Source organism: Sphingomonas sp. C3-2, from assembly GCF_033025475.1.
In the GTDB taxonomy this organism is placed as follows: domain Bacteria; phylum Pseudomonadota; class Alphaproteobacteria; order Sphingomonadales; family Sphingomonadaceae; genus Sphingobium_A.
The window spans coordinates 3,143,319-3,166,980 of sequence record NZ_CP130322.1; the positions used below are offsets into that span (position 1 = coordinate 3,143,319).

General features: G+C 64.4%; 26 protein-coding genes. 18 read left to right on the forward strand and 8 right to left on the reverse strand.

Going from position 1 to position 23,662, the window contains the following annotated elements; translation table 11 throughout:
- Nucleotides 1–53 precede the first annotated feature (53 nt).
- The 4 genes from QYC26_RS15050 to QYC26_RS15065 are packed head-to-tail and all read left to right on the forward strand — an operon-like array spanning nt 54 to nt 1,496.
- Nucleotides 54–338: a hypothetical protein gene (locus QYC26_RS15050; RefSeq protein ID WP_317513034.1), complete on the forward strand. Its 285-nt coding sequence runs from the start codon at nt 54–56 to the stop codon at nt 336–338.
- Nucleotides 335–880, forward strand: a complete 546-nt coding sequence (locus tag QYC26_RS15055) for a hypothetical protein (protein ID WP_317513035.1) — start codon at nt 335–337, stop codon at nt 878–880. Before QYC26_RS15050 ends, QYC26_RS15055 begins: the two co-directional genes overlap by 4 nt.
- Before the next feature lie 11 nt (nt 881–891).
- Nucleotides 892–1,101, forward strand: coding sequence for a hypothetical protein (locus QYC26_RS15060; protein WP_317513036.1), 210 nt, complete (start codon nt 892–894; stop codon nt 1,099–1,101).
- A complete protein-coding gene (locus QYC26_RS15065) occupies nt 1,098–1,496 on the forward strand; it encodes a DUF3168 domain-containing protein (RefSeq protein ID WP_317513037.1) in 399 nt (132 codons plus the stop codon). The genes QYC26_RS15060 and QYC26_RS15065 overlap by 4 nt, the downstream gene beginning before the upstream one ends.
- Nucleotides 1,497–1,514: 18 nt before the next feature.
- On the opposite strand, the gene QYC26_RS15070 is transcribed toward QYC26_RS15065, so the two are convergent.
- Nucleotides 1,515–1,844 carry a hypothetical protein gene (locus QYC26_RS15070; protein ID WP_317513038.1) on the reverse strand — a complete coding sequence of 110 codons (330 nt, stop codon included), beginning with the start codon at nt 1,842–1,844 and terminating at the stop codon, nt 1,515–1,517.
- A gap of 43 nt (nt 1,845–1,887) precedes the next feature.
- Between QYC26_RS15070 and QYC26_RS15075 the strand changes: the two genes are divergently transcribed.
- The 9 genes from QYC26_RS15075 to QYC26_RS15115 all read left to right on the forward strand — a co-directional run bounded on the left by QYC26_RS15075 (nt 1,888) and on the right by QYC26_RS15115 (nt 10,842).
- Entirely contained in the window at nt 1,888–2,295 is a 408-nt protein-coding gene (locus tag QYC26_RS15075) for a phage major tail protein, TP901-1 family (protein WP_317513039.1), read from the forward strand.
- Entirely contained in the window at nt 2,292–2,600 is a 309-nt protein-coding gene (locus tag QYC26_RS15080) for a gene transfer agent family protein (RefSeq protein WP_317513040.1), read from the forward strand. Before QYC26_RS15075 ends, QYC26_RS15080 begins: the two co-directional genes overlap by 4 nt.
- Nucleotides 2,597–2,803: a phage tail assembly chaperone gene (locus QYC26_RS15085; protein ID WP_317513041.1), complete on the forward strand. Its 207-nt coding sequence runs from the start codon at nt 2,597–2,599 to the stop codon at nt 2,801–2,803. Before QYC26_RS15080 ends, QYC26_RS15085 begins: the two co-directional genes overlap by 4 nt.
- The gene (locus tag QYC26_RS15090; protein ID WP_317513042.1) at nt 2,796–3,368 is read left to right on the forward strand and encodes a tail tape measure protein; all 573 of its coding nucleotides are present in this window, start codon (nt 2,796–2,798) and stop codon (nt 3,366–3,368) included. The genes QYC26_RS15085 and QYC26_RS15090 overlap by 8 nt, the downstream gene beginning before the upstream one ends.
- Before the next feature lie 3 nt (nt 3,369–3,371).
- Nucleotides 3,372–5,702 carry a DUF2460 domain-containing protein gene (locus tag QYC26_RS15095; RefSeq protein WP_317513043.1) on the forward strand — a complete coding sequence of 777 codons (2,331 nt, stop codon included), beginning with the start codon at nt 3,372–3,374 and terminating at the stop codon, nt 5,700–5,702.
- Nucleotides 5,699–6,511: a DUF2163 domain-containing protein gene (locus QYC26_RS15100; protein WP_317513044.1), complete on the forward strand. Its 813-nt coding sequence runs from the start codon at nt 5,699–5,701 to the stop codon at nt 6,509–6,511. Before QYC26_RS15095 ends, QYC26_RS15100 begins: the two co-directional genes overlap by 4 nt.
- A gap of 371 nt (nt 6,512–6,882) precedes the next feature.
- Nucleotides 6,883–9,075 carry a phage tail protein gene (locus tag QYC26_RS15105; RefSeq protein ID WP_317513045.1) on the forward strand — a complete coding sequence of 731 codons (2,193 nt, stop codon included), beginning with the start codon at nt 6,883–6,885 and terminating at the stop codon, nt 9,073–9,075.
- Nucleotides 9,076–9,088: 13 nt separating this feature from the next.
- Nucleotides 9,089–9,592, forward strand: coding sequence for a DUF2793 domain-containing protein (locus QYC26_RS15110; protein ID WP_317513046.1), 504 nt, complete (start codon nt 9,089–9,091; stop codon nt 9,590–9,592).
- Nucleotides 9,593–9,765: 173 nt separating this feature from the next.
- The gene (locus QYC26_RS15115) at nt 9,766–10,842 is read left to right on the forward strand and encodes an OmpA family protein (protein WP_317513047.1); all 1,077 of its coding nucleotides are present in this window, start codon (nt 9,766–9,768) and stop codon (nt 10,840–10,842) included.
- A gap of 309 nt (nt 10,843–11,151) precedes the next feature.
- Here QYC26_RS15115 and QYC26_RS15120 read toward each other — a convergent pair whose 3' ends face one another.
- Nucleotides 11,152–11,400 (reverse strand): hypothetical protein, encoded by a 249-nt coding sequence (locus QYC26_RS15120; protein ID WP_317513048.1) that lies wholly within the window; start codon nt 11,398–11,400, stop codon nt 11,152–11,154.
- 329 nt (nt 11,401–11,729) lie between these two features.
- Between QYC26_RS15120 and QYC26_RS15125 the strand changes: the two genes are divergently transcribed.
- Nucleotides 11,730–12,494, forward strand: a complete 765-nt coding sequence (locus QYC26_RS15125) for a metallophosphoesterase family protein (protein ID WP_317513049.1) — start codon at nt 11,730–11,732, stop codon at nt 12,492–12,494.
- A gap of 48 nt (nt 12,495–12,542) precedes the next feature.
- Here the strand turns inward: QYC26_RS15125 and QYC26_RS15130 are convergent, their stop codons facing one another.
- Nucleotides 12,543–13,544 carry a GDP-mannose 4,6-dehydratase gene (locus tag QYC26_RS15130; RefSeq protein WP_317513050.1) on the reverse strand — a complete coding sequence of 334 codons (1,002 nt, stop codon included), beginning with the start codon at nt 13,542–13,544 and terminating at the stop codon, nt 12,543–12,545.
- Between the two features lie 117 nt (nt 13,545–13,661).
- Between QYC26_RS15130 and QYC26_RS15135 the strand changes: the two genes are divergently transcribed.
- Both QYC26_RS15135 and QYC26_RS15140 read left to right on the forward strand, forming a co-directional pair.
- Nucleotides 13,662–14,228 (forward strand): superoxide dismutase family protein, encoded by a 567-nt coding sequence (locus tag QYC26_RS15135; RefSeq protein WP_317513051.1) that lies wholly within the window; start codon nt 13,662–13,664, stop codon nt 14,226–14,228.
- Nucleotides 14,229–14,289: 61 nt separating this feature from the next.
- Nucleotides 14,290–14,763, forward strand: a complete 474-nt coding sequence (locus tag QYC26_RS15140; RefSeq protein ID WP_317513052.1) for a low molecular weight protein-tyrosine-phosphatase — start codon at nt 14,290–14,292, stop codon at nt 14,761–14,763.
- On the opposite strand, the gene thpR is transcribed toward QYC26_RS15140, so the two are convergent.
- Complete coding sequence (gene thpR / locus QYC26_RS15145) at nt 14,753–15,295, reverse strand: RNA 2',3'-cyclic phosphodiesterase (protein ID WP_317513053.1); 543 nt, start codon at nt 15,293–15,295, stop codon at nt 14,753–14,755. The genes QYC26_RS15140 and thpR overlap by 11 nt on opposite strands.
- Before the next feature lie 120 nt (nt 15,296–15,415).
- Here thpR and QYC26_RS15150 point away from each other — a divergent pair, with 120 nt between their 5' ends.
- A complete protein-coding gene (locus tag QYC26_RS15150; RefSeq protein WP_317513054.1) occupies nt 15,416–16,144 on the forward strand; it encodes a Bax inhibitor-1/YccA family protein in 729 nt (242 codons plus the stop codon).
- 81 nt (nt 16,145–16,225) lie between these two features.
- On the opposite strand, the gene QYC26_RS15155 is transcribed toward QYC26_RS15150, so the two are convergent.
- Both QYC26_RS15155 and QYC26_RS15160 read right to left on the reverse strand, forming a co-directional pair.
- Entirely contained in the window at nt 16,226–16,864 is a 639-nt protein-coding gene (locus tag QYC26_RS15155; protein WP_317513055.1) for a glutathione S-transferase family protein, read from the reverse strand.
- A gap of 42 nt (nt 16,865–16,906) precedes the next feature.
- A complete protein-coding gene (locus tag QYC26_RS15160; RefSeq protein ID WP_317513056.1) occupies nt 16,907–17,794 on the reverse strand; it encodes a dienelactone hydrolase family protein in 888 nt (295 codons plus the stop codon).
- 363 nt (nt 17,795–18,157) lie between these two features.
- On the opposite strand from QYC26_RS15160, the gene QYC26_RS15165 reads away from it, so the two are divergent.
- Nucleotides 18,158–20,932, forward strand: a complete 2,775-nt coding sequence (locus tag QYC26_RS15165) for an EAL domain-containing protein (RefSeq protein WP_317513057.1) — start codon at nt 18,158–18,160, stop codon at nt 20,930–20,932.
- A 56-nt stretch (nt 20,933–20,988) separates the two neighbouring features.
- Here the strand turns inward: QYC26_RS15165 and clpA are convergent, their stop codons facing one another.
- On the reverse strand, nt 20,989–23,310 hold the full coding sequence (gene clpA / locus QYC26_RS15170; protein ID WP_317513058.1) for an ATP-dependent Clp protease ATP-binding subunit ClpA: 2,322 nt from the start codon (nt 23,308–23,310) through the stop codon (nt 20,989–20,991).
- A gap of 134 nt (nt 23,311–23,444) precedes the next feature.
- On the reverse strand, nt 23,445–23,642 hold the full coding sequence (locus QYC26_RS15175; RefSeq protein ID WP_317513059.1) for a DUF1192 domain-containing protein: 198 nt from the start codon (nt 23,640–23,642) through the stop codon (nt 23,445–23,447).
- Between the last annotated feature and the right edge of the window lie 20 nt (nt 23,643–23,662).

Sequence of the window (23,662 nt, forward strand, 5' to 3'; positions counted from 1 at the left end):
GCGTCTCCATCGCGGGGGCGCCCCTTTTTTCATGATTTTTGCGGGTGGGGGCGATGGGGCAATATCAGAAGGAGCCGCAGGCGCGGATCGGTTATGCGATCGACTGGAGCCCGCGGCTGGCGCGCGGCGCGACGATTGCGGAAAGCCGGTGGCGGGTAAGCCCCAATGAGCCGGGCGGGATGACCGCGCAGGCGGCCGAGGCCGAACCGGGGCAGACCGCCGCATCGATTTCGGGCGGCCGGGTGGGCCAGACCTATCGCATCGTCAACCGGGTGACCTTCAGCGACGGGCGTGTTGCTGAACGCATGGTGGCGCTGAACACGGGGGCACGCCGATGAGCGCGGTGGCACCCGAAGCGCTGGCGGCGGCCAGGGCCTATCTGCGGATCGAAACAGCCGACGAGGATGCCGCGCTGAGCGAGATGATCGGCGCGGCGATGGCGATGGGCGAGCGCTTTACCGGGCAGGTTTTGCTGACGCGCACGCTGACCGAGATCGTACCCGTGCGGCGTGAATGGACGCGGCTGGCGGCAACCCCGGTGCGCGCGGTGACCGGGGTGGAGGGGCTGCCCGCCGAAGGGGCGGCCTTTGCGTTGCCGGTGGGCGCCTATGCCATCGACATCGACGCGGGCGGTGACGGCTGGGTGCGGGTGCCGCAGCCGGGGGCGGCCGGGCGCGTGCGGGTGACGCTGAGCGCCGGGATGGCGAGCGAGTGGGGCACGCTGCCCGAGCCGATCCGCCACGGGATATTGCGGCTGAGCGCGCATCTGTTCGACGCGCGGGGGCGTGCGGCGCAGAGCGCGAATGATCGGGGCGATGGCGGCGTTCCGGCGGCGGTGACCGCGCTGTGGCGGCCATGGCGGCGGATGCGGCTGGGATGAGGGGAGGGAATATGTTCGAACGGCTCGAAGCGCGCGCGCGCGACATCGCGCTGCGCGGGGCGGAGACGACGCGCAGGCGGCTGGCAGCGGCGGCCCGCCAGGCCTTTCCCGACCTTGAGATCGGCGAGGACACGCGGGGCGTGCGGATTGCGGGCCGGGCGCTCTGGCGCCGGATGCGCGACGACCCGCGCCTGCGCTGGATTGCGGGACTGATCCGATGAACGCGCACGCGGCCGTCGAGGCGGCGGTGATCGATGCGCTCAACGCCCATGCGCCGTTTCGCGAGGGCGTGAACGGCGTGCACCTGATGCGCCCGGTGCGCGCGACGCCGCCCTATGCGCTGATCGGCGAAAGCCTGTCGGGCGACTGGGGCACCAAGGATGCCGACGGGCGCGAGGTGCGGATTGCGCTCAGCGTGCGGGATGCGGCCGATGGCCCGGCGCGGCTCTATCGGTTGATGGCGGCAGCCGAGGAGGCGCTGGCCGGGCTGGGGCGCCAGCTGGACGGATGGCGGGTGGCGAGCATCGCCTTTCTGCGCAGCCGGATTACGCGCGAGGGCGATCGCAGCTGGACCGGGATGATCGAATATCGCGTGCGCGTGCTGGCCAGCGGGTGATGGCCGGCGCGGGGCCGATCAATCGGGCTTGGTGCCGGTTTCGAGATATTGGGCGTACATCGCCTTCACATTGGTTTGCAGATCGCTGATCTCGTCATTGATGTATTTTTCGGCCTCGGGCCGGGCGACCCCGTCCTGCACATCGTAATTGACCGACGCCTGACGCAGCGCGTTTTCGGCAGCCGCACAGGCCGGGGCAAGCCCCTTGTCGAACGACGAGGCCGGCATTTTGGCGTCGAGGCTCTTGCGCACGAACTTGTCCATGCACTGCGAGAATTCCTTGCGGGGCGCGTCGGTGGGGTTGGCGCCGGCAGCCAGCGCGAGGGCGATGAGGACAGCGGAAAACATAGCGAATTCCAATCCTTTTATCCTGATGTTGGGAGAGTGATACATGGCCGCGGAAAAGGGAAGCGCCTTTCTTTTGAAGATTGGGAATGGCGGAAATCCGATCGTCTATGCGACCGTTGCCGGGCTGCGGACGACGCAGATGTCGGTGAACGGCGAGGCGGTTCAGATCACCTCGAAAGACTCAGGCGGGTGGCGCGAGCTTTTGTCGGGCGCGGGGGTGCGTTCGGTTTCGGTATCGGGTGCGGGGATTTTTACTGGATCGGCGGCCGAACAGCGGCTGAAGGCGAACGCGCTGGCCGGGGTGATCGACGATTATGCGCTGAACTTTGAAAGCGGCGAGCAGATGGCGGGGCGCTTTCTGGTGACGCGGCTCGATTATGCCGGGGATTATAATGGCGAGCGCAGCTACACGCTCAGCCTGGAAAGCTCTGGCCCGGTGACGGGCGCATGAGCGCGAACCCGGTACGCGGCGAGGCATCGTTGCGCGTACGCGGCGAGACGCTGGTGCTGCGCCCGAGCTTTGCCGCGCTGGTGGCGGCGGAGGGGGAACTGGGGCCGTTGTTTGCGCTTGTCGAACGCGCGGCGGCGGGCGGGCTTTCGCTGTCCGAAATGGTGGGGCTGTTCTGGCACTGCATCATGGCCCGCCCCGAATGGTTGACCCGTGATATTTTGGGCGAGGCGGTGACGGCGGCGGGGCTGGCGGCGGCAAGCCCCGTTCTGCGTCAGATGCTGCACCAGATATTGCAGGGGCGATGAGCGCGACGCTGGCCGAGAGCGCGGCGCGGCTGGCGGGGCTGGCCGGCGCGTTGCTGGGCTGGCGGCCGGACGAGTTCTGGCGCGCCACGCCCGCCGAACTGGCGGTGGTGCTGGAGGCGCTGGCGGGCGGTGGGGACACGGCGGGGACGCCGCCCGATGCGCAGACGATCACCCAATTGATGGAGATGTTTCCCGATGGATGAGGAAATCGAACGGCTGATCGTCAGCGTGCGCGGCGACACCCAGGGGTTTCAGCGCGACGTGGCGGACATGCGCGCGCAATTGGACGGGCCGCTGGCGCAGGGTGCCGATGCGGCCGGGCAGCGGATCGAAGGCGCGCTGCTCCGTGCGCTGCGCACCGGCAAGCTGGGGTTCGACGATCTGCGCCGGGTGGCGCTGGTGGTGATGAACGACATTGCGGCGGGCGCGATCCGCGGCGGGATCGGCGCGATCCTGGGCGGCGGTGGGCAAAACGGCGGGCTGGCATCGCTTGGCGCATCGATCATCGGCGCGCTGACGGGCGCGCCGGGGCGGGCGACCGGCGGGCCGGTATCGCCGGGACGCGCCTACCGTGTGGGGGAACGCGGGCCTGAGATTTTCGTGCCAACGGCCAGCGGGCGGGTGGAAGCCGGGGTGGGCGGCGCAGCACGCGATGTGCGCGTGGCGATCACCGTCAACGCAGGGAGCGGGGCGGACGCACCGCAGGCGCTGGCGCGATCGGCCCGGCAGGTGGCGCGGGCGGTGCGCGGCGCGCTGATGGAGGCGTGAGCCATGGGATATTGGCTGGCCAACAAGCGTACCGTTCAGGAAAGCGGGTGGATCAAACGGTTCGACCCGCGCTTCTGGACCGTCAACTTCCCCCGCCCGATGATGGCTTCGGTGGTGACCACGGCGCATGATGCACTGCGCGTCGATGCCGTATTTTACCGCAAGAACGATCTGGCGGGGCTGATCTGGGCGGCGGAGGACCGCGAGGACCATCCGCTGCTGGCCTATGAGACGGCGCGCGACTTCAGGGGCTGTACGCTTTCCTTTCGCTGGCGTTCGCACGGGCTGCGCACGCTGGATGCGGTGGGCGGGCCGACGCTGACCATCGAGGGGCGCGATGCGGCGGGGTATCCGCGCGCCTGGTATGTCCGGCTGTGGAACTATGCCGAAGGGGCGCCCGACGATGCGCGGATTACGCTCGACTTCCGGACGCTTGCGGGCGGCTTTGCGCTGCCGGGGGAGGCAGACCCGCTATGGGCGGGCGATATCGACCGGATGTTTATTTCGATCGTGGGGCCCGGCTATGTCGATGCGCTGACTGATGCGCCGCTGGCCGCTGCGCAGACCGGCTGGGTGGAACTGAGCGAGATGCGCTGCGACGGCGCGGGATCGGTGCTGGCGATCGGCGAGGCGATGGTGCCCGAGCATGGCCTGTCGATCGCGACCGGATATGACGACAGCTATCACCTGACGCCCGCGCGGATGCTGCGCAATGCGCTGCATCTGGGGTATCGCGGGGCGATCAACCATTATGTCGGGATGAGCCATTATTTCCGGCTCGAGGCGCTTTATGGCGGCTATTATGTCAGCCTGATGGGCGGCGCGCTGAATGTGCCGTGCGCGGCGTGGCACCGCGACCTTGCGATCCGCGCCAAGGCGCTGGGGTTTGGCCTGATCCTGTCGCTTTCCTATGAGCTGTTCGACGCGCATTGCTGGAACGACTGGAAACAGCGCGCCGAGGATGGAGCCCCCGCGCTGACCGGCTGGGAGCCGCCATCGACCTTGCTGTCGCCTGCACAGGGCGGGGCGATGGGCTATTTGCAGGCGGTGGCGCGCGCCTTTGTCGCGATTGCGCGCTATGCGGGGCAGGCGGTGCGCTTTCAGGTGGGTGAGCCCTGGTGGTGGGTGATGCCCGATGGGCGCATCTGCCTGTACGACGACGCGGCGCGGGCGGCATTCGGCGCGGAACTGGTGTCGATTGGCGATGTGGGCGCGGCCATGAATGCAGCGCAGACGGCGATGCTCGACCGCGCGGGTGCGGTGCTGGCGGCGTCGACCGCCGCGCTGGCGGCGGCGGCGCGCGATGAGGCAGGGCCGGCGGGGGCAGAGACATTGTTGCTCGTCTATCTGCCCAGCGTGCTCGATGCGCGCGCGCCCGAGGTGAAGCGCGCCAATGTGCCTATGGGCTGGGCGCGGCCGGCCTTCGATGTGCTGCAGCTCGAAGATTATGATTGGGTGACCGAGGGCAACCGGGCGGGCACCGCGCGCGGCGTGGCGGTGGCAACGGCGCGGCTGGGCTATCCGATCGCCGAGCAGCATTATTTTTCGGGCTTTGTGCTGCGCGCGGATCAGGCGGCGCAGTGGCGCCATATCGACGCGGCCGCCGATGCCGCACGCAGGCGGGGAACGGCGGAGACCTTCATCTGGGCGCTGCCGCAGGTGATCCGTGACGGATTTACCCATTTCGACGAGGCGGAGCGAGGGGTGCAGCCATTTGACGATGTCGATTTTCCGCTGGCGCTGGGGCGCGAGGCGAGCGTTTCGCCCGGCTTTTCGACCGCGATCGTGACGATGGCGTCGGGCCATGAGCAGCGCAATGCCGATTGGGCAAACGCGCGGATGCAGTTCGATGCGGGGCCGGGCGTGCGATCCGAGGCCGATATGGGCGAACTCATCGTCTTTTTCCGCGCCCGCCGAGGGGCGGCGCGCGGGTTTCGCTTTCGCGATCCGTTCGATTACAGCTCGTCCGGCATGAACGGGGTGCCGGGGCCGCTCGACCAGCGGATCGGCATGGGCGATGGGCGCACCGCCGAATTTCCGCTGGTGAAACATTATGGCGAAGGCGACGAGCCGCAATTGCGCGACATTACCCGGCCGGTGGCGGGCAGCGTGATCGTGGCGGTGGACGGTGCGGTGGCTGCGGGCTGGACTCTGCAGGGCGGGACATTGGTGTTCGATACGCCGCCCGCCGAAGGCGCGCTGGTGACGGCGGGATATCTGTTCGATGTGCCGGTTCGCTTTGCCGAGGACCGGCTGGAGGTGACCCGCGCGACGTTTCTGGCGGGCGAGGTGGTGTCGGTGCCGTTGATCGAGATCCGCGAGGACGGGCGGTGAGCCGCTTTTTCGAAGGGACGGTGACGACATTGGCCTTTTGCTGGCGGCTCGACCGGCGCGACGGAGTGACGCTGGGTTTTACCAGCCATGACCGCGATCTGATGATCGGCGGCATCAGCTACCGCGCGGCGCCGGGCATGCTGCCATCCGCGATCCATCGAAGCGCGGGGTTCGACGCCGACAGCATGGATGTGCGCGGCGCGCTGGCCGATGACGCGATCAGCGAGGCCGATCTATCGGCAGGACGCTGGGACGGAGCGGCGTTGCGGCTGTTCGCGGTCGATTGGACGGCGCCGGACGAGATGGTGCCGCTGGCGCGCGGCGAGCTTGGTACGGTGGAATTGTCGGACGATGCGTTTTCGGCCGAGCTGCGCGGGCCGACCGCGACATTGGAGCGTGCGGTGGTGGAACTGACCGCGCCCGAATGTCGCGCCGAATTGGGCGGGCCTCGGTGTCGGATCGATCTGGCGGGGCGGCGGCGGTTCGCAAGGCTGGTCGCGGCGGAGGAGGAGCGGCTGGTGCTCGATACCGCCGAGCCATCCGCCAATGCCTATGGCGGCGGCGTGTTGCGCTGGGTGCGCGGGCGCAATAGCGGGCTTACGGGCGCGATCATGGCATCGGCGGGGGCTGAGATCTGGTTGCGTGATCCGCCCGCCTTTGCGCCCGCTGCCGGGGACCGGGTGGAGATTGTCGAAGGCTGCGACAAGCGCTTTGCCACCTGCACCGGGCGCTTTGGCAATGGCGTGAATTTTCGCGGCGAGCCGCATCTGCCGGGCAACGACCTGCTGACGCGTTATCCCGGTGGCTGACGTGGCGGCCGCGGCGCGCGCTCTGATCGGCTGTCGTTTCCGATTGCATGGACGTGATCCGGCGACGGGGCTCGATTGTGTGGGGTTGGCGCTGGCGGCGCATGGGCGGCGCGATGGGGCCCCGCACGGCTATGCGATGCGCGGCGGAAGCGCCGGGCATTGGAGCGCCATGCTCACTGGCGCCGGGCTTGCCCCCACGGATTGGCCACGCGCGGGCGATGTGGCGCTGGTGGAGGCGGGGCCGGTGCAATTTCATCTGGCGATCCTGACGGCGACGGGGTTCGTCCATGCCGATGCGGCGCTGCGCCGCGTGGTGGAGCAGCCGGGGATGCTGCCCTGGCCGGTGATCGGCTTTTGGCGGGAGGAGAGAGATGGCAACATTGGTGCTGACCGTGGCGGGCGCGGTGGTGGGCGGCCAGATCGGCGCGGCGGTGGGCGCGATCATCGGCCAGCAGATCGACCAGCGGCTGCTTTTTGCGCCCAAGGGCCGGCAGGGGCCCCGGCTGGGCGATCTGGCGGTGCAGACATCGACCTATGGCACGCCCATTCCGCGCCTGTTCGGAACGATGCGCGTGGCGGGAACGGTGATCTGGGCGACCGATCTGGTCGAACGGCGCGAAACGAGCGGCGGGGGCAAGGGGCGACCCCGGACGACGAGCTATAGCTATTCGACGAGCTTTGCCGTGGCGCTGTCGGCGCGGCGCGTCCGCCGCATTCGTCGGATATGGGCGGACGGCAAGCTGCTGCGCGGCGCGGGGGGCGATTTCAAGACCGAGACAGGCTTTCGTTTTCATGACGGGGACGAGGATCAGGCGCCAGACCCGCTGATCGCGGCGATCGAGGGGGTGGGGCGGACGCCCGCCTATCGCGGTATCGCCTATGCCGTGTTCGAGCATTTCCAGCTCGGCGATTATGGCAACCGCATACCCATGCTGACCTTTGAGGTGGAGGCCGATGAGGGGGCGGTCGGCATCGGAACGATCGCGGATGTACTGAGCGACGGCGATGTGACCGGCGCATCGGGGCGCCTGCTGGGCGGTTATGCGGCTTCGGGCGACAGCGTGCGCGGCGCGGTGGAGATACTTGCGCGCGCCGCACCGTTGGCGCTGGGCGACGATGGCGAACGGCTGGTTCTGGCGGGCAGCGATGCGGAGCCGGTGACTGTGCGGGGTGCAGAATTGGGCGCGACGCGCTGGGCGAGCCGCGATGCCGTGCGCGATATGCGGCTGGCGGCAGCAATGGCCGCGCCGGTGGAGATTGCGCTCAGCTATTATGAGCCCGCGCGCGATTATCAGGCGGGGCTGCACAGCGCGCGGCGCCCGGGGGCGGGCCGGCTGGTCGAGCGGATCGAGCTTCCCGCAGCGCTGAGCGCGGGCGAGGCCAAGGCGATCGCGGAGGACAATCTTTCCCGCGCCTGGTCTGCGCGCGGACGGCGGACGCTGTTCCTGCCCTGGCGCCATATCGGCATTGGGCCTGCGGCTTTGGTGCGGATCGATGGCGAGCTGGGGCTGTGGCGGGTGGAAGAGGTGTTGCTCGAGCAGATGGTGCTCCGTGTCAGCCTGTCGCGCGTGCGGGCGGAGGCGCAGGTTGCTCTGCCTGCCGAACCAGGCCGCGCGGTGGGCGAGGTGGACCGCGTGCATGGGCCGACGGTGATCCACGCCTTTGAATTGCCCGGACTGGGCGACGAACCACTGCGAACGCCGCAATTGTGCGTGGCGGCGGCGGGCGCGTTGCCGGGATGGCGCCGGGCGGCGCTGTCACTGAGCCTTGATGCTGGCATGAGCTGGAACGAACCGGGGATGACCACCGCACCGGCGACGATGGGGGAGACGGTGACGCCGCTGGCGATTGGTACGCCGTTTCTGTTCGATGATCGGAACAGCGCGGATGTGGCGTTGCTGCACGAGGAGATGGCGCTTTTCGATGCCGATGACGGGCAATTGGCGGCGGGCGCCAACCTTGCGTTGATCGGCGATGAGCTGATCCAGTTCGGCCGGGCGGAGGCGTTGGGCAACGGCCGCTACCGCCTCAGTCATTTGCTGCGCGGGCGTCGGGGCAGCGAATGCGCGGTGGCAGACCACGGCGCGGGCGAACGGTTCGTCCGGATCGAGGCCGAGACGATCCGCGCGATCGATGTGCCGGTCTCGGCATTGGGAACATCGGCGCGGGTGCTGGCGAGCGGGGTGGGGGATCATGTCGCCGCAACCGCCGAGGCGCTTGTCACCGGGCAGTCCGTTGCACCGCCCATGCCGGTGGCCATTACCGGCGAGCGACTGGCCAATGACGACATCGCGCTGCGCTGGACCCGGCGGAGCAGGATGGGGTGGCGCTGGGCCGATGGCATCGAGGTGCCATTGGGTGAGGAACGCGAACTTTACCGGATTGTCGTCCGTCGCGACGGGGCTGTGGTGCGCAGCGCCGAGACCGCGACTCCGCAGTGGACGTATCCCCGTGCACTCGAGTTGCAAGACCGCGACGACGAATCGGAGTTGATCGTCGAAGTAATGCAGCTCGGAACATTGGCCGCCTCTCTATCCGCAATTTTTCCGATCCCGGCGATTTAGGAGTAATAGGGTCATGGCATTTCCAACGACTTCTCGACATCATCTGCCTTTGCTTGCGGCGGGGCAGGCGCAGAAGGAGCTTTCGCACAACGAGGCCCTGGCCCGGATCGACTTTCTGCTGGCCCCTGTTGTCGAGGCAATCGGACTCGATGTTCCGCCCGCGAACCCGGAACCGGGGCAGGGGTGGATCATCGGTGCCGCACCGCAGGATGCATGGCAGGGCCATGCCGGCGAGGTTGCGCTTTGGACCGATGGTGGGTGGCGCTTTTTCAAAAACTTTGAAGGGTTTGCAGCATGGAGCCGCGCCGATGGCCATTGGGCGATGCGATATGGTGCGGGCTGGGAACTGGGTTTGCTTCGCGGTGTCGCGTTGCATCTCGATGGCGAACAGGTGGTGGGTGCGCGGCAGGCGGGGATTGCTGATCCGGTGGGCGGGGCGGTTGTCGACGATGTTGCCCGGGCGGGTGTGTCCGCGATCCTCGCGGCCCTTCGGACGCATGGATTAATTTCGCAATGATAACAGAATTTGCGGAACAATATCGACGAAGCCGGGTTTTTTTGGGCGTGCTCAATGAGTGATTAGTGCGGCATTTTGGCAACAGTTACCGGTGTTTGCTGCTTGCGCGCGATCAAGGCTTTGAGTAGGGAATGAAACGCTGTCCTGAGTGACAACCAAGAAAGGGGAATACTATGCGGAAGCTTGCCATAGCGATGGCACTCGCCTCCACGGCTATCGCCTCGCCCGCTCTGGCGCGCGATAATGCGTGGTACGTCGGCGTTGAAGGCGGCGCGATGATTGTTGAGGACATGGACCTCGACATCGACGGCATCAACAACGCTGCAAATGTCGATCACGACTACGGCGCGGATTTCGACGGCATTGTCGGTTACGACTTTGGCGGTTTCCGTGCAGAAGCAGAAGTCGGCTACAAGACGGCCGCGATCGACAGCATCACCGCAGGTGCGCTCGTTGACGAAACCGTCGGCGGCAAGAGCACTGCGCTCAGCTTCATGATCAACGGTCTGCTTGATTTCGGTGACGATGAGGGCCTGCAGGGCTTCGTCGGCGGCGGTGTCGGTGTGGCACGCGTCAAGGCTGACGGCTACGGCCTCACCACCTCGAGCGACTTCCTGAACGATTCCGACACCGGCTTCGCATGGCAGGTGCTCGCAGGCGTTCGCGCTCCGCTGACCGACAACATCGACGTTGGCCTGAAGTATCGCTTCTTCAACGCCGACAATGTTGATCTCGTGAGCCGCGTTGGTGACGACGTAAGCACCCGCTTCCGTTCGCACAGCCTTCTCGGCAGCCTGATCTTCAACTTCGGTGGTAAGGAAGCGGCTCCGCCGCCGCCGCCGCCGCCGCCGCCGCCGCCGCCCCCGCCCCCGCCGCCCCCGCCGCCGCCGCCGGCAGTGTGCACGCCTGGGCCGTACATCGTGTTCTTCGACTGGGATAAGTCGAACATCACGCCGGAAGCAGCGTCGATCCTCGACAACGCGGTTACCGCGTATCAGGATTGCGGCAACGCGCAGGTCATGCTGGCAGGTCACGCCGACAAGTCGGGCGCAGCCCAGTACAACGTCGGTCTGTCGCAGCGTCGTAACGACGCGGTGCGTTCGTACCTTGAATCGAAGGGTATCCCTTCGGGCGTCATCTCGACCGAAGCGTTCGGCGAAAGCCGCCCGCGCGTCGATACCGCCGATGGTGTTCGCGAACTGCAGAACCGTCGCGTGGAAATCACTTACGGTCCCGGCTCGGGCATGTAAGTGGCGTGTGGCCCTTCGGGGCCACACAACGCACGAAATTAGAGGTCGGCCATTTGGTCGGCCTCTTTTTTTGTGCGCGACAGACAGGGTTTTGCGACTGCCGCCATGGTTCAGCGCGGCGCGTTCGATCCGGTCGATTGCGTTTCATGGGAGGGGGGAGCCGTTGGCGGTACCTGGTGGTGCGCCGTCCCGCCCGCGGCGTCGATGCCTTGCCGTCTGGTTCGGCTGTCAGTGGGCTTTCACGTTGGATGGGCAAAAAAAATGGCGGCCCGAAGGCCGCCATTTCTCTTTAGCGAAAAGCGCTACAGCTTAGTTGCTGGAGGGCTTGTCGTCGCCGTCAGCGATGATCACGATACCGGCGATCACAGCTGCTGCTGCGAGAATGCCGAGGATCACGCCGCCGCCAGCAGCTTCGTTCTTGTTGGCTGCCGAAGCGCCGGCGCGAGCCGACTTGGCAACCGAAAGCTTCGAAGCCGACGAAGCGGCCTGAGCGAGGACGGGGGTGCTCGACATGGCGAGCGCGATAGCGGCTGCCATCGAGATTTTACCGAGACGCATATTTAGCTCCTTACAGTTACAGGCTCTTCCAACACTCCCATAAACGATGACACAGTGCAGCATTGCTGACAACCCACGGAAATTGACGTTTTGCGCATTTGACCGTCTTTTTTGGGGTATATGCATCTTTCATTGATGAGATGTGATGAAGTTGCAACGCATGCGGGGTGAATTTCATCCCGATTACATTCCAATGTGTAAGTAAAAATTGCTAATCTAGAGTTAAATTTGGGATGGGTGCTTAGACAGGCTGTCGCGAAACGGGGGTGCGCAATCGCGATTGCGTGGCTATATAGCGCGTCTCATTCAAGCTGTGGTTCACCGCGTATATGGTACTGGCAACATTATCCCGTCTCGTATCCCGCCGCCGCGCGGCCGATCCCGTGCTTCCGCCGGGGCAGCGCGTTTATGCGATTGGGGATATTCATGGGCGGCTGGACCTGTTTGACGAGCTGCTGGCGAAGATCGAAATTGACGATGCGGCGCGCGGGTGTGCGGAAACCCATCTGATTCTGCTCGGGGATCTGGTTGATCGCGGCGAGGATTCGGCGGGGGTTGTGTCGCGCGCGATCGCGCTGAAGGCCAGCGGGCGCAAGTTTCGCTGCTTGCAGGGCAATCATGAGGAGGTTTTCCTCAAGGCCGCGCGGGGGGACGCCAAGGCGACCAAGTTCCTGATCCGCATTGGCGGGCGCAAGACGCTTGCCAGTTACGGCGTGACGGACCGTGAATATGATGAACTGGATTATGAGGAACTCGCCCGCATTTTTGGCGAGCGCGTGCCGGCGGCGCACCTGACCTTTCTGGAAAGTTGCGAAGACATGATCGAAATGGGCGATTATGTCTTTGTTCATGCGGGGGTTCGGCCCGGTGTGGCGCTGAATGACCAGAAGCCATCGGATCTGCGCTGGATACGCGAGGAATTCTTGCGCCATCAGGGGGCGTTTGGCCGGGTGGTGATCCATGGCCACAGCATCACCGATGAAGTGGACCGGCGGAACAATCGGATCGGGATCGATACCGGCGCCTATGCCAGCGGACGGCTGACCGCCATCTGCCTGGAAGGGGCCGAAAGCTGGTTTCTGGCGACGGGCTGAACCCGCCGGACATTTCTGCCCGGCGGAGCGATCCTTGCAGGTGGCGGGTCAGCCGATCTGGTGATAGGCGCGGAACCAGTCGACGAAGCGGGGAAGGCCGATATCGATCGGCGTGGTGGGCGCGTAGCCCAGATCGCGTTCGATTGCGCTGATATCAGCGAAGGTATCCTTCACGTCCCCCGGCTGGATCGGCATCATCTCGGTAATGGCTTTCCTGCCACAGGCCTGCTCGATCACTTCGAGAAAGCGAAGCAATTCTTCCGAACGATTATTGCCGATATTATAGAGGCGGTGCGGTGCCTTGCTGCCACCCGCCTTTTCAAGGCCGTCATCGGGCGGAGGATTGTCTAGGCAGGCGACGATGCCCGCGACGATATCGTCGATAAAGGTGAAGTCGCGCCGCATATCGCCGTGATTGAAGATCTGGATCGTTTCCCCCGCGAAGATCTTTCGCGTGAAGATCCAGGGCGCCATGTCCGGCCGGCCCCAAGGCCCATAGACCGTGAAGAAACGCAGACCGGTCATCGGGATGCGATAAAGATGGGCATAGGTGTCGCTCATCAGTTCATCCGCCTTCTTGGTGGCGGCGTAGAGCGAAATGGGGTGATCGACCCGGTCCTCGACGCGGAAGGGCAGGCTTTCATTGTTGCCATAGACCGACGAGGACGAGGCATAGACGAAGTGCCGGGTGCCGCGCCCGCGCGCGAGTTCCATCATGTTGAGATGGCCGACCAGATTGGACTGGACATAGGCGCGGGGGTTTTCGAGCGAATAGCGCACGCCGGGTTGCGCGCCGAGATGGATGATGCGGTCGAAGGCGGTATTTTCGAGCGCGCGGTCGAGCGCTTCATGGTCGGCAAAATCGGCGCGAACGAATGAAAATGCGCCGTTGTTGATCTGGCCGAGATCGGCGATGCGATCTTCCTTGAGCCGGGGCGTATAGTAATCGTTGATATTGTCGATCCCGATTACCGTTTCGCCGCGATTCATCAGCGCACGGGAAACATGATAGCCGATGAAGCCGGCTGCTCCCGTGACGAGCGTTGCCATATCGTGATTTCCCCTTTGCCGTGTCTTGCAATTTGATCTGTACTGTCCGGATGTTAGGGAGTGTTTTCCGCCATTCCGAACAGGGATGGCATAATTGATGCCGCGAAGGAGCGAAAGATGCCGAAAGAGCTAATCAAACCGTTGATCATCGGGGTGATACTGCCTGCCGCTTTTGGCCTTTCCGCCTGCGCCACCACAAGCGACGCCGGAACCGATACGGCGGCGCCTGTGGGGCCGACAATGGTGCGTACCCAATTGCTGAGCGCGGCCGGTGAGGCGCGCGGCGATGTGGTTGCCGAGGCGACGACGCAAGGGCTGAAGCTGACCGTCAATGGTTCTGGCCTTCCGGCAGGCGCGCACGGCGTTCATATCCACACTACCGGCCGCTGCGATGCGCCCGATTTCGCGAGCGCGGGCGGCCACTGGAACCCGGCTGCCCGCCAGCACGGCACCCAGAACCCGCAAGGCCCGCATGCCGGCGATCTGCCCAATTTGCTGATCGGCACCGATGGCCGCGGATCCTTCACCGTCGATCTGCACGGCGCGAAGCTGGACGGTAACGGCGGCTTGCTGGATGCCGATGGTGCGGCATTCGTGGTCCATGCCGGGCCGGACGATATGATGACCGACCCTGCGGGAAATAGCGGCGGGCGCATCGCCTGCGGCGTATTTACGGCAGGCTGAATTTTTCATTGAGACGAGGTTGCGGCGCGGCCTGAACAGCCGCGCCGTATGCATATCAGGGATGAAGAAGATCGTGACGAAAAGCGTGTTGTTTGTGTGCTTGGGCAATATCTGCCGGTCTCCGCTTGCCGAGGCGGCGTTGCGGGCCGAGGCGGCGCGGCGGGGGCTGGAGATCGAGGTTGATTCCGCCGGAACGAGCGACTGGCATATCGGAAAGGCGCCCGATCCGCGCGCGCAGGCGGTGGCGCTGCGCAACGGCGTGGATATTTCGAGCTATGGCGCGCGCCAGGTATGCGCCGCGGATTTCACCCGCTTCGATCACATCATCGCGCTCGACACGAACAATTATGCCGATCTGGAGGCGCTGCGCCCCGATGATGCGACCGCAGAACTGAGCCTGTTGCTGGACCATGTTCCGGGCCGGGCGGGGCAACCGGTGGCCGACCCTTATTATGGCGACGACGCTGGGTTCGACATCACGTGGGCCGAAGTGACGGAGGGCGCGAAGGGGCTTGCCGAACTGATCAGTCGTTGAGCGGATAGCGCGCAATCGCCTCGTAACGCGCGCCTTCGTGGCTGGTGCGGGATTCGAACAGCGTGAAGTGCGCCATGGTGAAGCGCGGGCTGGAAAGCCCGCCATGCCGTTCGGCAAAGCCGTGGAGATCGATATTGTCGGCATGGCGGCCGAACCGCGCGAGCGTGATATGGGGCAGATAGGCGCGCCCTTCGCGCGGCAGGCCGACGCGGTGGATGGCCTGATCGACCTTTTTGTGCAGCGTGGCCAGTGCGTCATGCGGGGTAAGGCCAGCCCAGAGCGTGTCGATCCTGCCCTTGCGATCGAAGGTGCCGATGCTGTCGAGCGTGCAGTCGATCGGCGGGCCGCCGACCTGGGCGAGCGCGGTGGCGATATCCTCTGCCACCGGGCCCTCGACCTCGCCGATGAAACGCAGCGTAATATGCAGTTGTTCGTCGTCCTGCCAGCGCGCGCCGCGGACGCCGCCCATCAAGTCGAGCAACTGCCTGCGAATGGCCGCAGGAGGACGAAGGGCGACGAAGAGACGGTGCATAGCAACAATTTGTAACAAAAGATTTGGTTGAGTGCTTGTCCGGTTTTCCTTGAAACAACACCGGATTCAACCGATATTCAGGACATTCCGGCTATCGGGCCGGACAAAGGAGAATTTTTAATGGCTAACTGGTCTGATCCCCGGACGACAGCCGCGCCGTACCCGTCACAAGCGGGAACGCGCGATGCCGCATTCGATGCGGGGCTGCGGTCCTATATGCTGTCGGTTTACAACTATATGGCTTCGGGCGTGCTGCTGACGGGTGTCGTCGCGCTGCTCTTCGCCAATTCGGGCCTTGCGGCCCAGGTGCTGACCACCCCGCTGCGCTGGGTGATCATGCTCGCGCCGCTGGGTTTCGTGATGGTGCTGAGCTTTGGCATCAACCGCCTTTCGACTGCGGCTGCGCAGGGCCTGTTCTGGGCGTTCGCAGTGGTGATGGGCCTTTCGATGTCGTCGATCTTCCTCGTCTTCACGGGAACGTCGATCGCGCAGACCTTCTTCGCGACGGCGGCGGCGTTCGTTGGCCTTAGCCTGTTCGGCTACACCACCAAGAAGGACCTGTCGGCTTTCGGCACCTTCCTGATCATGGGTGTGGTTGGCTTGCTTGTGGCGTCGGTTCTCAACATCTTCCTGAAGTCGGGCACGCTGACCCTCGTGATCAGCGCGGTCGGCGTGCTGCTGTTCGCGGGCCTGACCGCCTATGACACGCAGCGCATCAAGAGCATGTATGCCTATGTTGCGGGCACGGACATGGTGGGCAAGACGGTGATTATGGGCGCGCTGTCGCTCTATCTCGATTTCGTCAACATGTTCCAGTTCCTGCTCAGCTTCATGGGCAGCCGCGACTAAGCGCAAGACTGAACAGGTAAAAAATCGGGGCCCGGTGGATCATCCACCGGGCCCCTTTTTTGTGCGCCATCTATTGCCGTGTCACCCGGCGGCGGAGGGGTGAGGCATCGCCTTGCCCGCTTCGTCATCGAGTTCGCTTGCGCGCTGATAGGCAGGGCGGCCTGCGAGCCGGGCAGCATAGGCCTCGAATGCGGGGCGCTTGGGCAAGGTGCCGAACTGGGTGCCCCACATGACGTGCGAGCCGACATAGACGTCGGCGGCGGTGAAGCGATCGCCGGTCACATATTCCCAGCCGTCCACCGCCTTTTCCAGCGTGTCGACCGCCATGTCATAGCTGCCATAGCCCGCCATCATCTGCTTTTCGGCAGGCAGTTCCACGCCGAGTTGGCGATCCATGATCGCGGCTTCGAGCGGGCCGGCGGCAAAGAACAGCCAGCGATAATAGGCGCCGCGATCGTCGCTCGGAGGCGCCAACCCGGCCTTGGGAAAAGCATCGGCCAGATAGGCGCAGATCGCCGCGCATTCGGTGACCACCGTGTCGCCGTGGCGAATGGCGGGCACCTTTCCCATCGGATTGACCGCCAGATAGCCCGGTGACTTCATCTGCTCGCCATAAGCGACGAGTTCGGTGCGATAGGGGGCGCCGGTTTCCTCGAGCATCCAGCGCGCGATGCGGCCGCGCGACATGGGGTTGGTGTAGAAAACAAGATCCTTGGTCACGGGCCTCTCCTTGGTGTCGGTGCAGTGGAGCGGAGATACGCTTTATTCGGCTAGATATTTCTTGAGGAATGCGATCGTGCGGTCCCAGGCGAGATCGGCGGCGGCTTTGTTGTAGCGTGCGGCTGAACTGTCATTGTTGAAGGCATGATCGACGCCCGGATAGGTGTAGGCCTCGGCGGGCTTGCCGGCGCGCTTCAGCGCTTCGGCCCAGGGGGTGGCGGTTGCGTTCACGCGGCTGTCGTTGCCCGCCAAATGCATGAGCAGCGGTGCACGCAGTTTCGGTGCATCCTCCGGCGAGGGGGCCATGCCATAATAGGAAACGCCCGCATCGGCCGGGCTGTCTGGCGCGATCAACACACGGTCGACCAGCGCGCCGCCCCAGCAAAAGCCGATCAGCCCGGCCTTGCCATTGGTGTTGTCGAGCTTTTTCAGGCGGGCGAGCGTTCCGATCGCCTGCGCGACGACATCGGGATAATGAAGCTCGGCAATCAGCGCGCGGGCATGATCCTCATCGGGCGGGGTGCCTCCCTTGATCGACAGGAAGTCGGGTGCGCAGACGAAAAAGCCATCCAGCGCGAGGCGGCGGGCGACATCCTCGATATGCGCGTTCAGCCCGCGATTTTCGTGGATGACCATGACGGCGGGCAGTTTCTTGCCCTTGACCCTGGGGGAGGCGAAATACCCCTTCATCTCGCCATCATGGCCGGGAAGGGCGTAGGGGCCCTTGCGGATCACAAGCCGCTTGTCGTCGGGCGCGGTGAGCGCGGCGCGTGCCGGATCGGCGGCGATGGAGGTGAGCAACGCATTCGCCCCGGCGGCACTGCCGGCGAGGGCGACGAGTTCGGCCATGAAGGCCCTTCGGTCGAGATGCTCATGGGTAAAGCGGTCATAAAGCGCAATCGCGCGGGCACGGATTGTCTGCCTGTTCATCGGCCAATCCCCTGCTGCTGTCTTGTTGGAAGCAATCAAGCGAGGCGTGAGACTGGCACAGAATGATAGAGGCCGAAAGCGGGATTTCGACCAGAGCGTTCCACCGCGCGACGACGTGGCGCACCTGTTGGCGCACTGTCATTATTCAAGTTTATTTGGTTGTTAACCTATCACCCAATAGGGCCCCTAATAACATGTGTGTAGCAGAATTCTGAATGTTCATTGGGCATTGAAACGATGCTGCCGCACCAAAAGCGGGTGCATATCGGTTGTGGGTAAAATGGTTTGTTCAGGCCGCCGTTGGGGGCGCTGCCGCGTAGCTGACGCAAGAAGGCCGCGTCATGGGCCGGAGGGCGCAGCGTGATGACGCTTCATCATATGATCTATCAGCATGACTGGCGCCTGGTTCTTCTTGCCGGACTGATGTGCATCGCGTCGACATTTTCCGCAGTGTTGCTGTTGCGGCAGGCCTGTGCGGCGCGCCCAATGGAACAAGGGCGCTGGGTCATGACTGCTGGTCTGGCGACAGGGGTTGGCGTGTGGGCAACGCATTTTGTGGCGATGCTCGGCTATGATCCCGGTTTCGCGGTCGGTTATACGGTCGACTTTACGATCGCCTCGCTTGCGGTGGCGATCGCGATGATGGCGCTGGGGTTCGGCGTTGCCGTTCGCAAGCGGGCCATGACGGGGGCCGTCATCGGCGCGGTGCTGGTCGGCGGTGGCATTGCCGCGATGCATTATCTGGGGATGATGGCGCTCGGCGCATCCGGCGCGCTGGAGTGGCACGCCGGGCTGGTCGAGGTGTCCATTGTCCTAGCCATTGTGCCAACGATAGCCGGCCTTCGGCTTACGGTGATGTCCAACCGGCGTGGTGCAGGGATTGCCGCAGGTGTGCTGCTGACGCTTGCCGTGCTGATGTTGCATTTCGTGGGGATGGCGAGTGTCGCCTTGATACCGCATGATGCCGAGGGCGCCGATACGCTCCTTCTGTCTTCCCCCGCCTTGGCGGGCGCGATTGCACTGGCGGCGCTTGGTATTACCGCGCTGTGCATGGTGATCACGACGGTTATTCGCCGTGCAGAGGGTGCCATCCGGGAGAGCGAGCGGCAGTTCCGCATTCTGGTGCAGGGGATTACCGACTGTGCGCTGTACATGCTGCATGCCGATGGCACGATCGCGAGCTGGAATGCGGGGGCTGCGCGGTTGAAGGGATATCGCCGGGCGGAAGTCGTCGGGCAGCCGTTGCACCGTTTCTATTGCGAAGCGGACCGCGACGCCGGAGCCCCGGAACGCGCACTGGCAACCGCACTGGAGCAGGGAAAATTCGTCGCCGAAGGCTGGCGCGTGCGCAAGGACGGCAGCCGGTTCTGGGCGCATGTGACGATCGAGAAGGTCGTCGATGAGTTCGGTGATTTTTGCGGTTTTGCCAAGATCACGCGCGACATGAGCCGGGAGAAGGAGGCGCAGGATGAACTGGCGGCGCTGACCGCGAAGCTGGATGCCGCGCTTTCGAACATGCATCAGGGGCTCTGCATGTTCGATGCCGAGCAACGTCTGGTCCTCGCCAATTCGCGCTTCGGCGAGCTTTGGGGGCTGCCCGAAGGAATATGCGCGCCGGGCATTGGCATGAAGGAATTGACCACGGCCGCCTTGAAGGCGCGGAGTGGCAAGGATGCGGCGCCCGAGCGGATCGAGACGATGCTGAGTGAGATCGACTGGAGCGTGGCTTCTGCCAGTTGCCCGCCCGTCGTTCTCGAATTCGAGGATCTGATGATTTCCATCACAAGCCGTCCGATGCCGGGCGGCGGCTGGGTTTCGACTTCGGAGGACATCACCGAAAGGCAGCGGGCGGAAGCGCGTATCAAGCATATGGCGATGCATGATGGGCTGACCGGCCTGCCCAACCGCATCCATTTCAACGAACGGCTGGGCGACGAGCTGGACCGCGCTGCGCTGGGCGCGCGCAAGGTGGGCGTGATTGCGATCGATCTGGACCGGTTCAAGGAGATCAACGACACGCGCGGCCATGCGGTGGGGGACGAGGTGCTCCAGCAACTGGCGGCACGGATGTGCGAACGACAGGCCGATGGTGAAATGCTCGCGCGGCTGGGTGGCGACGAATTTGCCGGGTTCAAGCAATGTGCCGACATGGCCGAGCTGGAGGAATTCGTCTTCCGCATGGAGGCATGCCTGACCGAAGCGCTCGATCTGAGCGATGGCGGGCTGGCGCCGGGGGCGAGCATCGGCGTTGCCATTTACCCTGCCGACGGCGACTCCGCCGAGCAGGTGCTCAACAACGCCGATCTTGCAATGTACCGGGCCAAGAACATGGTGGGGCACCAGGTGTGCTTTTACGAAAAGGGCATGGACGAAAGCGCGCGCGCGCGGCGCCAATTGGCGCATGATCTGCGCGATGCCATTTCGGGCGACCAGCTGGCGCTGGCCTATCAGGTGCAGAAGTCGATCCGCACCGGCGAGGTAATCGGGTATGAAGCGCTGCTGCGCTGGACCCACCCGGAGCGCGGGGCGATTGCCCCCGCCGACTTCATTCCGATTGCTGAGGAAACCGGCGAGATCCTGAAGATCGGCGAATGGGTCTTACGGACAGCCTGTGCGGATGCCGCGCAGTGGTGCCCGCCGCGCAAGGTGGCGGTCAACCTGTCCCCGGTGCAACTGATGCATGGCGATATCGTCGGCATCGTTGCGCGCACGCTTGCCGAAACCGGGCTCTCGGCCGACCGACTGGAGCTGGAAATCACCGAAACCGCGATCGTGAGCGACAAGGAGCGCGCGTTGCATCTGTTGCGCGAAATCAAGGCGCTGGGTGTCAGCATCGCGATCGATGATTTTGGCACCGGCTATTCGTCGCTCGACACGCTCAATTCCTTCCCGTTCGACAAGATCAAGATCGACAAGTCGTTCCTGCTGGATTCGGACACGAACCATCAGGCCCGGGCGATCATTCGCGCGGTGCTGGCGCTGGGGCGGAGCCTTGATATGCCGGTGCTGGCCGAAGGGCTCGAATCCGAGGAGCAACTCAGGCTATTGCAATCCGAAGGATGCGACGAGGCGCAGGGCTATCTGTTCGGGCGCCCCGCACCGCTGGCCGACGCAAAGACGAACGAGCGGGCGGCGTAGCGCAGACAAAAAAACGGGGAGCAAAAAGCTCCCCGTTCTGCTTGGGTTCGGTTGGATCAGGCCTTGGCGGCCGGAACGATCTTTTTGTCGCCGCCCTTTTTGGGCTTTTTGGGCGCGGCGGGCGTCACCTCGAAGGCCATCGCATCGTCCTTCATATGGACGCGGACCTCGCCGCCATGGACGAGCTTGCCGAAGAGCAGTTCCTCGGCGAGCGGCTGCTTGATCTTTTCCTGGATCAGGCGGCCCATCGGGCGGGCACCGTAGAGCTTGTCATAGCCCTTGTCGGTGAGCCATTTCTTGGCATCGTCGTCGAGCGTGATGTGGACGCCGCGATCCGCCAACTGCAGTTCGAGCTGAAGGATGAACTTTTCGACCACGCGGCTGACGACTTCGGGCGGCAGATAGCCGAAGGGCACGATCGCATCGAGACGGTTGCGGAATTCGGGGGTGAACATCCGCTTCACCGCTTCTTCGCTGGCGTCTTCCTTCGAGATATTGCCGAAGCCGATGCCCTCGCTCGCCATGTCCGACGCGCCGGCATTGGTCGTCATGATCAGCACGACGTTGCGGAAATCGACCGTCTTGCCGTGGTGGTCGGTGAGCTTGCCGTTGTCCATCACCTGCAACAGGATGTTGAACAGATCGGGGTGCGCCTTTTCGATTTCGTCGAGGAGCAGGACGCAGTGCGGCTGCTGATCGACCGCATCGGTGAGCAGGCCGCCCTGATCATAGCCGACATAGCCCGGAGGCGCGCCAATCAGCCGCGAAACGCTGTGGCGTTCCATATATTCGGACATGTCGAAGCGCTGGAGCGGAATGCCCATGATCGACGCAAGCTGGCGCGCAACCTCGGTCTTGCCGACGCCGGTGGGGCCGGAGAAGAGATAGTTGCCGATCGGCTTGTCGGGATCGCGGAGGCCCGCGCGGCTGAGCTTGATCGCCGAGGAGAGCACTTCGATCGCCTTGTTCTGGCCGAACACGACGCGCTTGAGATCGGTGTCGAGGCTGGCCAGCGTCGCCTTGTCGTCGGTCGAAACCGATTTGGGCGGGATGCGCGCGATCGTTGCCACCACGGCCTCGATTTCCTTGGGGGTGATCGTTTTCTTGCGCTTCGACGGGGGCACGAGCATCTGCATCGCGCCGACCTCGTCGATCACGTCGATTGCCTTGTCGGGCAGCTTGCGATCGTTGATGTAGCGCGCCGAAAGCTCGACCGCCGATTTGATCGCATCGGGCGTGTATTTGACGTGGTGATGTTCCTCGAACGCGGTCCGCAGCCCCGTGAGGATCTTGATCGTATCCTCGATCGTGGGTTCGTTCACGTCGATCTTCTGGAAGCGGCGCAGCAGCGCGCGATCCTTTTCGAAATGGTTGCGGAATTCCTTGTAGGTGGTTGAGCCGATGCAGCGGATCGTGCCGCCCGACAGCGCGGGTTTCAGCAGGTTCGAGGCATCCATGGCACCGCCCGAGGTGGCGCCCGCGCCGATCACCGTGTGGATTTCGTCGATGAAGAGGATCGCATGCGGGAGCTTTTCAAGCTCGGTCACGACCTGCTTCAGCCGCTCCTCGAAATCGCCGCGATAGCGCGTGCCCGCGAGGAGCGCGCCCATGTCGAGCGAATAGATGACGGCAGGCTTCAGCACATCGGGCACATCGCCTTCGATGATCTTGCGCGCGAGCCCTTCGGCGATCGCGGTCTTGCCCACGCCCGGATCACCCACATAGAGCGGGTTGTTCTTGGAGCGGCGGCAGAGGATCTGGACGGTGCGGTCGACCTCTGCATTGCGGCCGATCAGCGGATCGACCTTGCCCGCGCGGGCCTTTTCATTGAGATCGACCGTGAACTGCTTGAGCGCGCTTTCGCCCTTTTGCTTGGGGTCGCTCTTCTGGTTCTTGTCGTCATCGGCGCCGCGGACTTCGCGGGGCTCGGGCGCGGTGCTGCCCTTGCCGACGCCGTGGCTGATATAGCTGACGGCATCGAGCCGGCTCATATCCTGCTGCTGCAGGAAATAGACCGCATAGCTTTCGCGCTCGGAGAACAGCGCGACGAGGACATTGGCGCCGGTCACCTCGTCACGGCCCGAAGACTGGACATGCAGGATCGCGCGCTGCACGACGCGCTGGAAGCCGCTGGTGGGGGAGGGATCGCTTTCGCCCTCAACCTTGAGCGCATCAAGCTCATTGTCGAGATAGGTCGTTACCGCCCCGCGCAGATCGCCGAGGTCGACACCACACGCCACCATGACCTGCCGCGCATGTTCGTCGTCGATCAACGCGAGCAGGAGGTGCTCGAGCGTTGCATATTCATGACGACGGACGGACGCGGCCTCGAGTGCCTTGTGCAGGGTTTTTTCGAGCGCGCTGGCAAATGATGGCATTTCGATTCACTCCATGTCCGAAACGGACGAAAGCCGTTTCGGTTGCCTATATGTCGGAAGCATAGGCGCTCCGATCAAGGATCGCCTCCGATTGTGCCGCAACGGATTTATCCGGTGGGACGATCGGGGCGCTTTCATTTGCGGAAAAGGGCTTCCGCGCTGGCCCGGTGCGCATTGGCTGCGCCTATCCGCGCCTCGGCCCGTGCGATTTCCGCACGCAGCGCCTCTATCCGGAGGGTGAGTTCCTCCACGGAAAGCGGATCGAGATCCTGCTTGACGAGCAGGGTGAGAGGGTCATTCGGTTTTTTCGAAAAAAGTTCGTCGAGGTCCATGCCCGAAGCGTTGACCGAAA

Bases quoted from the DNA above. Each gene is read 5' to 3' on its own strand.
- QYC26_RS15050 (WP_317513034.1), top strand. From the start codon at position 54: ATGGGGCAATATCAGAAGGAGCCGCAGGCGCGGATCGGTTATGCGATC.
- QYC26_RS15055 (WP_317513035.1), top strand. From the start codon at position 335: ATGAGCGCGGTGGCACCCGAAGCGCTGGCGGCGGCCAGGGCCTATCTG.
- QYC26_RS15060 (WP_317513036.1), top strand. From the start codon at position 892: ATGTTCGAACGGCTCGAAGCGCGCGCGCGCGACATCGCGCTGCGCGGG.
- QYC26_RS15065 (WP_317513037.1), top strand. From the start codon at position 1,098: ATGAACGCGCACGCGGCCGTCGAGGCGGCGGTGATCGATGCGCTCAAC.
- QYC26_RS15070 (WP_317513038.1), bottom strand. From the start codon at position 1,844: ATGTTTTCCGCTGTCCTCATCGCCCTCGCGCTGGCTGCCGGCGCCAAC.
- QYC26_RS15075 (WP_317513039.1), top strand. From the start codon at position 1,888: ATGGCCGCGGAAAAGGGAAGCGCCTTTCTTTTGAAGATTGGGAATGGC.
- QYC26_RS15080 (WP_317513040.1), top strand. From the start codon at position 2,292: ATGAGCGCGAACCCGGTACGCGGCGAGGCATCGTTGCGCGTACGCGGC.
- QYC26_RS15085 (WP_317513041.1), top strand. From the start codon at position 2,597: ATGAGCGCGACGCTGGCCGAGAGCGCGGCGCGGCTGGCGGGGCTGGCC.
- QYC26_RS15090 (WP_317513042.1), top strand. From the start codon at position 2,796: ATGGATGAGGAAATCGAACGGCTGATCGTCAGCGTGCGCGGCGACACC.
- QYC26_RS15095 (WP_317513043.1), top strand. From the start codon at position 3,372: ATGGGATATTGGCTGGCCAACAAGCGTACCGTTCAGGAAAGCGGGTGG.
- QYC26_RS15105 (WP_317513045.1), top strand. From the start codon at position 6,883: ATGGCAACATTGGTGCTGACCGTGGCGGGCGCGGTGGTGGGCGGCCAG.
- QYC26_RS15110 (WP_317513046.1), top strand. From the start codon at position 9,089: ATGGCATTTCCAACGACTTCTCGACATCATCTGCCTTTGCTTGCGGCG.
- QYC26_RS15115 (WP_317513047.1), top strand. From the start codon at position 9,766: ATGCGGAAGCTTGCCATAGCGATGGCACTCGCCTCCACGGCTATCGCC.
- QYC26_RS15120 (WP_317513048.1), bottom strand. From the start codon at position 11,400: ATGCGTCTCGGTAAAATCTCGATGGCAGCCGCTATCGCGCTCGCCATG.
- QYC26_RS15125 (WP_317513049.1), top strand. From the start codon at position 11,730: ATGGTACTGGCAACATTATCCCGTCTCGTATCCCGCCGCCGCGCGGCC.
- QYC26_RS15130 (WP_317513050.1), bottom strand. From the start codon at position 13,544: ATGGCAACGCTCGTCACGGGAGCAGCCGGCTTCATCGGCTATCATGTT.
- QYC26_RS15135 (WP_317513051.1), top strand. From the start codon at position 13,662: ATGCCGAAAGAGCTAATCAAACCGTTGATCATCGGGGTGATACTGCCT.
- QYC26_RS15140 (WP_317513052.1), top strand. From the start codon at position 14,290: ATGAAGAAGATCGTGACGAAAAGCGTGTTGTTTGTGTGCTTGGGCAAT.
- thpR (WP_317513053.1), bottom strand. From the start codon at position 15,295: ATGCACCGTCTCTTCGTCGCCCTTCGTCCTCCTGCGGCCATTCGCAGG.
- QYC26_RS15150 (WP_317513054.1), top strand. From the start codon at position 15,416: ATGGCTAACTGGTCTGATCCCCGGACGACAGCCGCGCCGTACCCGTCA.
- QYC26_RS15160 (WP_317513056.1), bottom strand. From the start codon at position 17,794: ATGAACAGGCAGACAATCCGTGCCCGCGCGATTGCGCTTTATGACCGC.
- QYC26_RS15165 (WP_317513057.1), top strand. From the start codon at position 18,158: ATGACGCTTCATCATATGATCTATCAGCATGACTGGCGCCTGGTTCTT.
- clpA (WP_317513058.1), bottom strand. From the start codon at position 23,310: ATGCCATCATTTGCCAGCGCGCTCGAAAAAACCCTGCACAAGGCACTC.
- QYC26_RS15175 (WP_317513059.1), bottom strand. From the start codon at position 23,642: ATGGACCTCGACGAACTTTTTTCGAAAAAACCGAATGACCCTCTCACC.